Below are 7,892 nucleotides of genomic sequence, written 5' to 3'. Positions count from 1 at the left end.
CTGTCGTCGTGCGCCCGCCGGGGATTACGGGACAGCCCTTAGGGTGGCCTGATCGGGCGGCCCAGATCCGGCGGGCGGCAACAGGCGTGGGGATCCGGTGGAGTTGGTGGAGGAACTGCGGCCCGGCGACCCGACGGAGATCGGTGGCTACCGGCTGCTGGGACGTCTGGGCGAGGGCGGGATGGGCGAGGTGTTCCTGGCCCGCACGGCGTCGGGGCGGCCGCTGGCGCTGAAGACCGTGCACCGGGATCTGAGCCAGCAGCCCGATTTTGCCGAGCGCTTCGACCGGGAGATCCGCACCAGCGACCGGGTGCGCGGGGCGTGGACGGTCTCGGTGGTCGATTTCAGCCCGCCCGGCGCTGCACCGCAGTGGATGGCAACCCAGTACGTGGCTGCGCCCTCGCTTGCTGACTGGGTCCACCGCCACGGCCCGCTGCCGGTGCCCGCCCTGTACTGCCTGGCCCGGGAGCTGGCGGCCGCGCTCGTCACGGTGCAGGCGGCCGGCGTCGTTCATCGCGACATCAAGCCGGCGAACGTGCTGCTGGGCCGCGAGCGGCCCTTCCTCATCGATTTCGGGATCGCCCGCGGGGTGCGGGACGCGCGCTACACGCAGACCGGTGCGGTCATCGGTACCCCCGGCTACCTCGCCCCCGAACAGGCCACCGGTGCTCTCGCGCCGGCCGCGGCCGACGTGTTCTCGCTCGCGGCGGTCCTCGTCCACGCAGCCACCGGCCGCGGCCCGTTCATGGCCGCGGGCGAGGAACTGCAACTGCCGGCCCTGCTCTACCGGATCGTCCACGACGACGCCTGGCTGGACGGCGTCCCGCAAGATCTGGCCGCACTGGTGTCGGACTGCCTGGCCAAGGACCCGGCCCTGCGCCCCACCGCCACAGAACTCCACCAGCGCTTGACGGCCACCGCAGCCGGGCGGGGGGCGGGGGAGTGGGAGATGCTGGTGCCGACGGCTCTGGCCGACGACATCGCGCGTCGCGAGAACGAACTGGCCCGCCTCCTCACCCCGCCCCCGTCCCCGCCGGTGCCGGCTGTGCCGGTGGGTCCGCCGGCGGCTCCGTCGCTTCCTACGGCTCCCGCTGCGGCCGGCGCCGGGTGGGCATGGAGCCGTGGCCAACTGCTCGCCGCGGCCGGGGCTGCCGTGGTGCTGGCGGGTTTGGCCGTGTTCCCGCTACGGCTCCTCTTGGACGGCGACCGCGACCGTGACGGCGTCGGTGGCGGGAAGGCGTCGGCCCCGACCTCGACCGCTTCGGCCCCCGCGTCGGTGGCGGGGGCGGCTGTGCTGCCCGCCGCGTGGGAGGGTACCTGGTCGGGGACCGGCCCGGGCACCCCGGACGCGGACGGCGTCACACGAGCCAGGACGGGCGCGTTCTCCGTCACAGTCACCCTGAACTCCGCTGCGGTGGGCGAGTTGGTGGGTCGGCAGGTGAGCGATGTGAAGGAGCTGGGCTCGGGGCGGAATCTGGGGTGTACGGAGGCGTTGGAGTTGCGGCAGGTGGGTCGGGATTCGGCGGTGCTGGTGGCGGTGACCAGTCATCCCACGGATCGTTCGGCCACGTTCGAATGTCCTCGGGGGAACCTTTACGTCTTGACGATGCCGCAGGCCGACCGGGTGGTCCTGGAGTCGGAGGGCGCTCAGTCGGTGGGCGCTCCTGAGGTCCTCACGCGTCGTGACTGACTGAACTCGTGCTGCTGTCGTTCGGTTCTTGCCGCGCCTCGGGCGATGATCGGCGGGGTGGGTGCGCGAGATGAAGAGGGCAGTGGGCGCTTTGCCGCGTGCGGGCTGCGGTAGTCGCCACTTCCGTTCGCCGCCCTGGTTTCTGTATCCCGCAACTCCGGTCCCCGGCCCTCGCGCCTTCTGAGGGCCTCGCCTGTTCGGTCGCCTGTGCCTGCCGGGCCCATGGGGCTGAACCCCGTGGCCGGTTGGCCGGGGTGCCCGGAGCCTGCAGTGGGTGTCAGGGGTGGGGCGGTTTGGGGGTGGTGCGGAATGAGGTTTCGTGGGCCCAGAGGTGGTGGCAGTGGGGGCATTGCAGGTGGAGGAGGGTGCCGACGTTGGTGAGGAGGTAGCGCCAATGGGTGGGGCAGGTGCGGCGTTGTTGGCACGGGGTGCAGTGGCGGGTGTCTTGGCATTGGGGGCAGGGGACCCAGGCCCGGCGGCCAGGGTCGGCGTGGGGGTCAAGGGGCAGCACGGTGTCCTCGGGCGGGGAGGATGCCGGCGGCGACGAGTTCGTTGTAGAGGCGTTGTTGCTGAGGGTCGAGGCCGGAGTAGAGCAGGTCATGTGCGGCTTCTTCGCCCTGAAGGGCTTGGATGGGGTCCCAGTGGGGACCGAGGGCTTCCATGACGTGGGCGCGCCGGAGGACTTCGTGGGGGGTCAGGTCGATGGCGAAGTCGGCCAGCTCGGACGCACCGCCACCCGTGCCGCTGCGGGCGCCGGGGCTGGTGTTGTCGTCGGGGGTGGGGGTGTGGGGGGCCATGTTTTCGAAGTTAGGTAGCCCTTCTTTGGCAGGTCAAGGGAGGGTGGGCGGAGTCACAGGCCGCCGTCCGCCGGGGGCGATGGCTGGGCGTGGTGGGTACGCGGTGCGTGATTCCTTATGCGTCGCGGTGCTCTTGTGTTGGAGCGGACTGCGTAACGGCTGTGCTGGGGTCGCGCTTGTTGTGCTTGCGGGATTGTCCGCCGGGGCCGGTGGGTGTGCTGGGGATTCGATGGTGGGGAAGCCGGGTGTGCGTGCTCTTGGGCCGCGTGCTGAGGGTAGGCGCGCGGTGACTGTCATGCTGTCCGGTCAGTGTGTTCGTTGATCCGGTGTGGGCGCGGGCGGCGGGTGGTTACTGGTTCGACGATGTGAGTGCGGGGGATCGGGGCTGTCCGAACGGCCGTCTGCGCACCCTGAGCCGTTCCCGGACCGCCGCCCGGCGCCTGCCTGTCCGGGGCCGGCCTGGTCGAGCACGGCTTACCCGGCTGGGGCCGCCCTGCGGCGCCCGTCCCTGCCTGCCCCGGCTTCAGCCCCGCCGGGTCTGGCCTGTCCGACGGCGGCCCCTCCCCGCGCCCCTCCCTTGCCGGTCCGGCCCGGCTTTGACCAGCCCGCATTCGGCCGTGCTGCGCCCGCCGGCACCCGCCCGTGGCGTGATTGGCCTGGGTGCTGTGTCGGGGCGCGGCTGTGCCCGGCCGTGTGCCGCGTTCGTCCGGGTCGTGTTCGGTCAGGGCCCGCCCGTGTCCGTGCCGTGTCCGGCCGTGCTGCGCCCGCCCACCTGCCCCGGCCGTGCTGCACCCGCCCGGCCTGACCTGGCCTGGCTCGCTGTGTCCGTGTTGTCTGGTCTGCTCGTGTCGCGCCCTGTCGGGGTCCGGGGTCCGTCGGTGCCGTGTCTGTTCGGGTCTGTCGGCCGTGCGTGTGTGTTGTGTCCGGTCCGGGTGGGCCGTGATGGGTGTGGCTCGGCCCCATGCGTGGGGGTACGGGCTTGGTGGAAAGTGGGCCGGGGTGCGCGTGGGGGGTTCTTTACAGGCCGAGGGCGATGGCGATGCGGGTCATTTCGGCGGTGCTGTTGACGTTGAGCTTGGCTCGGATGCGGCGCAGGTAGGCGTCGACGGTGTGCTTGGACAGTCCCATGTGGCGGGCTGTCTGGAGGTAGGTGCGTCCGGCGGCGATGTGGCGCAGTGCTTCCTGTTCGCGGGGGGCCAGTGCGGTGGCGGCGGTGGCTGCGGTGTGGGGCGTGGTGAGTGTGTGAGTCATGGGATTTCCTCCGCCGTGTCGGCTCGGTCATCGCTGCTCGCGTCCTCGGAAGCAGGAGGGACATTCCGGAAGAATGTCCGGTTTGTTCTCTTGTTAAGAGCGTGGCCGTCGGACTTCATGAGGCTGTCTGTCGTCTGTCACAGCCGTGTGACAGGCCACCCCCGATGCCCCCTCCTCGCCGCTTCCGCATCCCTGTCGTCCTCACCGCTTCCTGCCGTTCTTGCCGCCGCCGCTGCTGCCGGTGTACCTGTTGTCCTTACCGCTTTCGTCATGCCTGCCCCGCCATCCCCTGCCCCTCCCTATCCCTGCCCCCGGCTATCCCTGGCGCCTCCTGTCGTTCCCGCTCTTGACGTGGGTTGTGGGGGTTTCCTGAGCATGCTGGCGGCCTGGTGGCGGGGTGGTTCGTGCTTGAGCGTGGCCCTATGTGTTCGGTCGTGGCCTGCTCTGCCAGTGCCAGCCAGCGGTGTCGGCCCTGGAAGCCGGAATCGACGGCGTGACGCTGTGTGGCTACTCGTCTGCCGCTGGCGACCAAGCTGTCGGCGCGGTCCTCCGGACTCCGGGAGGCCCGGGGCAGGCGGAAACTCGACCTGGTCTTCCTCAGGAACATCGGTCCGGTCGTCGTGATCGCCCAGCTCGAAGCCGTCATGACCGGCTGCAGTCATGAGGAGGCCGGCGAGCGATCGCGGTCCGGACGGCTGCTGTCAGGACCGGAAGACGGCCCGTCGTTCCCTAGTGAGCTTGTTTGGACACCCTGGTCAATGCCTTTGCGGCAGCGAGGCAGGACGACCTCGTTCGCTTTGCCCGGGCGGTGGTCGATGGCTGATGAGCTTTGGCAGGTGGAAGTCGGTGTCGTGGGCGGCACCGAACAGGGGGTCGAGTGGATCGCCCTTGTACCCGACGACAAGGCAGGCTGTAGCGACCGGTCCCCGGGCACGGTTTACGAGCCGGTCCAGGACCTCCGCCTCGGATGGCAGTCCGGCCGGATCGAGACCAAGGGCCCAGGCCGCGCGGTCGCGCCGCCGGTAGAGGTCGGGCATGTCCTCCCGGTACTCGGCGGCGACTGCCTGGAGTTCTTCGGCCGTCCTTCCGGGAGCGTCCCGCCACCACGGTGCCACCAGGCACAGCTGCACCAATTCCAACAGTCCCAGAGCGAGCAGTCCGGCCTCGCCATCGAGGCTGACGTACACCACAGGCCGTTCCTCGCCGCCTTCGCCGACGAAGCAGAACGCGTCTCCCGAGCCCGCCCGCGCGAACTGCTCCAATGGGGCCCCCGAGGCGAGCCGGACGCCGTCGTCCAACAGGTGGTCGGCCGGGTTCGTCGCATCGAGGTCCGCGACCCCGGCGAAGAAGGCGACGACATCCTCGGCGGTACCCAGGAGAGGCAGCAACGCACCGCGGTGGGCGGGCACTCCGGCTGATGTACTTGATCCGTTCACCCGGCGACCGTATCCAGGACCTCCGACATCGGCTGCGGCAGTCCGTCAGAGATCGGGGCGGTGTGCGGCGTTTTGGGACGTGGAACCGGCGTCCTGCTCGGTGGCAGGCCGGGGCAGGCCGGGAGATCAGTGCGATGCAGGGGAAACGGAACGTCATCGCATGGTGACCCTTGCGAGGCCCGAGCCACTGGAGCTGCAACGCCGACCGGGGCCCATGCGGTGGGCTGGTGCCACGAACAACTGCTGAGGTGGCGGACCGACCTCGTGTCGAGTCCTTGGATCAGGTCGCTGCGTGGTTCCGCATGGGCTCGTGACCAGTACGAACACGGGAGCGCGGGGAGGGGAGGATTTTGATCTACTGCGGCATCGACTGGGCGGAGAAGGTCAACTCTCTCGTGGGCCCGTCCCGGAGCAACCGCGGAGGTGGGCGGGTGCGTCAGGGGTTGTGAGACCCGGCGTGAAGGAGCGAATTTTGCGTGGTGAACCTCCGATGAATCCACCCGTCACTGCCGCCTTCGACAGCCCCGCATCTGTCTACAATCCCGAGTCTCGAGGGTGGGCGGCCCTTCGGCACTCACTGTCCATTGCCATGACGGCAGCAGTCATCGTATTGGCATTCATGGCCGTTACCCTACCGATTGCGGCAGTCTTTTTCGTTGACGAAGGATTTATCGCCAGAGATTATGTCGAGGCCGTTCTGGTTGCCGCTGGTGTGGGGTTTGTCGCAAGTCTTCTCGTTTTTCCCGTGGCCTTCGGGTTTGAGCTGGCGGTGTGTGCGCCTGCGGCCTCTCTGGTCGCGGCTGCGCTGATTTTTGTCTTGCTATTCAAACTTCAGCCATCGGCCGTCGTCGGTGATGTTCTCGGTGTGGCGATTCTGTTCTTCATGAGTTTCTCCGTCTACTGGTTGTCACTGTGGTCGTTGAGTGCTGTTCGCTACGGCGCTTGGCGTCTTACCCAACGCTTGAGCCGGTGTGGGCGGTTCGGCTGAGCTTTCCGTGCGGACCCGAGCGTGGCTGATTTTGCGGTGCCGGAAGGGCGTACCGGGCCGGATGGCGCTGGGAGGGGTTGTTGGTGCATCGAGAGCTGGCTGGTCTGGTGTGTGGCAGATCGGTTGAGCGCTTGGTTGAGCCGCTCGAGCCGCTCGAGCTGGTGCGCCGGGCTGGTTCCGTTTGCGCTGAGAGGGCGTTAAGTCCGATCTTTCTCGGTTCGTAATCGCTCGGTCGCGGTACTGATCACCGCGCAGGCGGGCACGAGGAGACCTGGCCGGCGATCCGCGCCAGGGCTTAAGGGCTGTCCCGTAAATGATTTACGAGTCGCCTCGGGCGTGGTTGGCCACCGTGTAGCCCGCTGGTCTGTCTGTCCGGCGAGAGTGAGGTTGTGCAGGCGCGCGATGCCGAGCATGGCGTGGTGGACGCCGTCGCCTTTGAGGCGGCAGTCGCGGAGGATCTTCCAGGTGTTCAGCGGGCGAAGACGTGCTCGACGCGGGCACGGGCCTGCTTGTGGGACGTGTTGGGCTCCTGTTTCCGGTCCGGAAGCTCTTCGCGCTTGCGTCGGCGGTGGGGCATCACGGTTCGGTTCGCGGGTAGCCGCCGTCGGCGATCGTCAGCGTGTTACCGACGTCGGCTTTGGCGCCGGACTCCTCCCAGGCCTTGCAGTCGTTGCGGTTCCCGACGAGCGGCAGGCCGACCGCGACGACCAGGCGGGTGTCGGCGCCGATGACGACCTGGTGGTTGGTGGAGTACCGGTAGTTCTTCGACTGCGCGGCGATGGTGTGGTCGCGGGTGGGGACCAAGGTGTTCCGTCCACGATCAGCACGGCGTCTTTGCGGAACCGCCTGCGTGGCTGCAGTGCGAGACGGCCCGAGGTGGTCAATGATGCGGCCGGCGGCCGACTTGGACATGCCGAACAGCGGGGCGAGCTGCCGCAGGGCCAGATTCGTCCGCCAGTATGCGACGACCAGCAGGACCCGGTCCTCCAGCGCCGAACTCCACGGCCGTCCAGTGCGCACTCGGTCCGCGCCCTCCCGCCGCAGCGCGGTGATCAGCTTGCCGAGCTTCCCCAGGCTCAGCCCGGTGAACGGGGCTATCCAGGACGACTCGGACGCCGTGATCACTGCTGCCATGCGGAGATCATCCCGCACGGCGGGAACGTCTACGTGGACTGCAACTCCCGAACTCGGGCACGGAAGATGCGCCAGCGCCGCTCGTTGTCATGCACCAGCGTTGCCGACTCCGTCATCAGGTCAGCTGCCCGGTCCAGCAGCTCTGAAGCCGAATACAGGTGGGCGGGGGCCGTCCGCTCGCCTCCCAGATCGACCCTCAGCGCCGCCGGAGCGAAGTCGATGCGGGCCAGCAAATCGAGAGCGCGCCGCAACAGCCGTGCGACCAGGGTCTGGAGGCCCGCCGATTGCCAGTCGTTGGCGATGATCCGGTGTCGCTCCCCGAGCAGGTCGACCAGAGCGGGATACGCAGCCAGGCCCCCCGCGATCTCCCACGCTTGCTCCATCGCACCGGCCAGCCAGGCACCCGTCTGCTCGACGTCATCCGCCAGCAGCCCGACCTCGCGTTTCAGCCGCTGTAGTTCGACCGGCTCGCCCTGCCCTTCCATGAAGAGGATCCCCGACGCCGCGGTGAGCCTGGGGGCATTAAGGTCCTCCGCGCCAGCGAACGCAGCGGCCGACGTCTGCTGGCCCACGCCCACCATGCTCCACCGGTCGGC

At 69.0% G+C, this 7,892-nt stretch carries 7 protein-coding genes and 1 pseudogene; 2 read left to right on the top strand and 6 right to left on the bottom strand.

Annotated elements, in window-relative coordinates; translation table 11 throughout:
* Window positions 1-97 precede the first annotated feature (97 nt).
* Complete coding sequence (locus tag AVW11_RS34865) at window positions 98-1,690, top strand: serine/threonine-protein kinase (RefSeq protein WP_076047022.1); 1,593 nt, start codon at window positions 98-100, stop codon at window positions 1,688-1,690.
* A 277-nt stretch (window positions 1,691-1,967) separates the two neighbouring features.
* Here AVW11_RS34865 and AVW11_RS38830 read toward each other — a convergent pair whose 3' ends face one another.
* From AVW11_RS38830 to AVW11_RS34845, 4 genes are all read right to left on the bottom strand, one after another.
* Window positions 1,968-2,201, bottom strand: coding sequence for a hypothetical protein (locus AVW11_RS38830; RefSeq protein WP_076047021.1), 234 nt, complete (start codon window positions 2,199-2,201; stop codon window positions 1,968-1,970).
* Window positions 2,188-2,487: a DUF6400 family protein gene (locus tag AVW11_RS34855; RefSeq protein ID WP_240528344.1), complete on the bottom strand. Its 300-nt coding sequence runs from the start codon at window positions 2,485-2,487 to the stop codon at window positions 2,188-2,190. Before AVW11_RS34855 ends, AVW11_RS38830 begins: the two co-directional genes overlap by 14 nt.
* Before the next feature lie 1,017 nt (window positions 2,488-3,504).
* Complete coding sequence (locus AVW11_RS34850) at window positions 3,505-3,738, bottom strand: response regulator transcription factor (RefSeq protein ID WP_076047020.1); 234 nt, start codon at window positions 3,736-3,738, stop codon at window positions 3,505-3,507.
* Between the two features lie 755 nt (window positions 3,739-4,493).
* Complete coding sequence (locus AVW11_RS34845; RefSeq protein ID WP_240528343.1) at window positions 4,494-5,147, bottom strand: hypothetical protein; 654 nt, start codon at window positions 5,145-5,147, stop codon at window positions 4,494-4,496.
* A gap of 616 nt (window positions 5,148-5,763) precedes the next feature.
* Between AVW11_RS34845 and AVW11_RS34840 the strand changes: the two genes are divergently transcribed.
* The gene (locus AVW11_RS34840; RefSeq protein ID WP_076047019.1) at window positions 5,764-6,162 is read left to right on the top strand and encodes a hypothetical protein; all 399 of its coding nucleotides are present in this window, start codon (window positions 5,764-5,766) and stop codon (window positions 6,160-6,162) included.
* A gap of 371 nt (window positions 6,163-6,533) precedes the next feature.
* Here AVW11_RS34840 and AVW11_RS34835 read toward each other — a convergent pair.
* A pseudogene (locus AVW11_RS34835) lies at window positions 6,534-7,296 on the bottom strand (transposase); the annotation flags it as partial.
* Window positions 7,297-7,325: 29 nt separating this feature from the next.
* Window positions 7,326-7,892, bottom strand: a 567-nt coding sequence (locus tag AVW11_RS34830) for a hypothetical protein (RefSeq protein WP_240528342.1), incomplete at its 5' end; no start/stop codon positions are given.

This window comes from Streptomyces amritsarensis, from assembly GCF_001953875.1.
GTDB lineage: Bacteria > Actinomycetota > Actinomycetes > Streptomycetales > Streptomycetaceae > Streptomyces > Streptomyces amritsarensis.
This window is presented reverse-complemented; position numbering and strand designations above follow the sequence as displayed.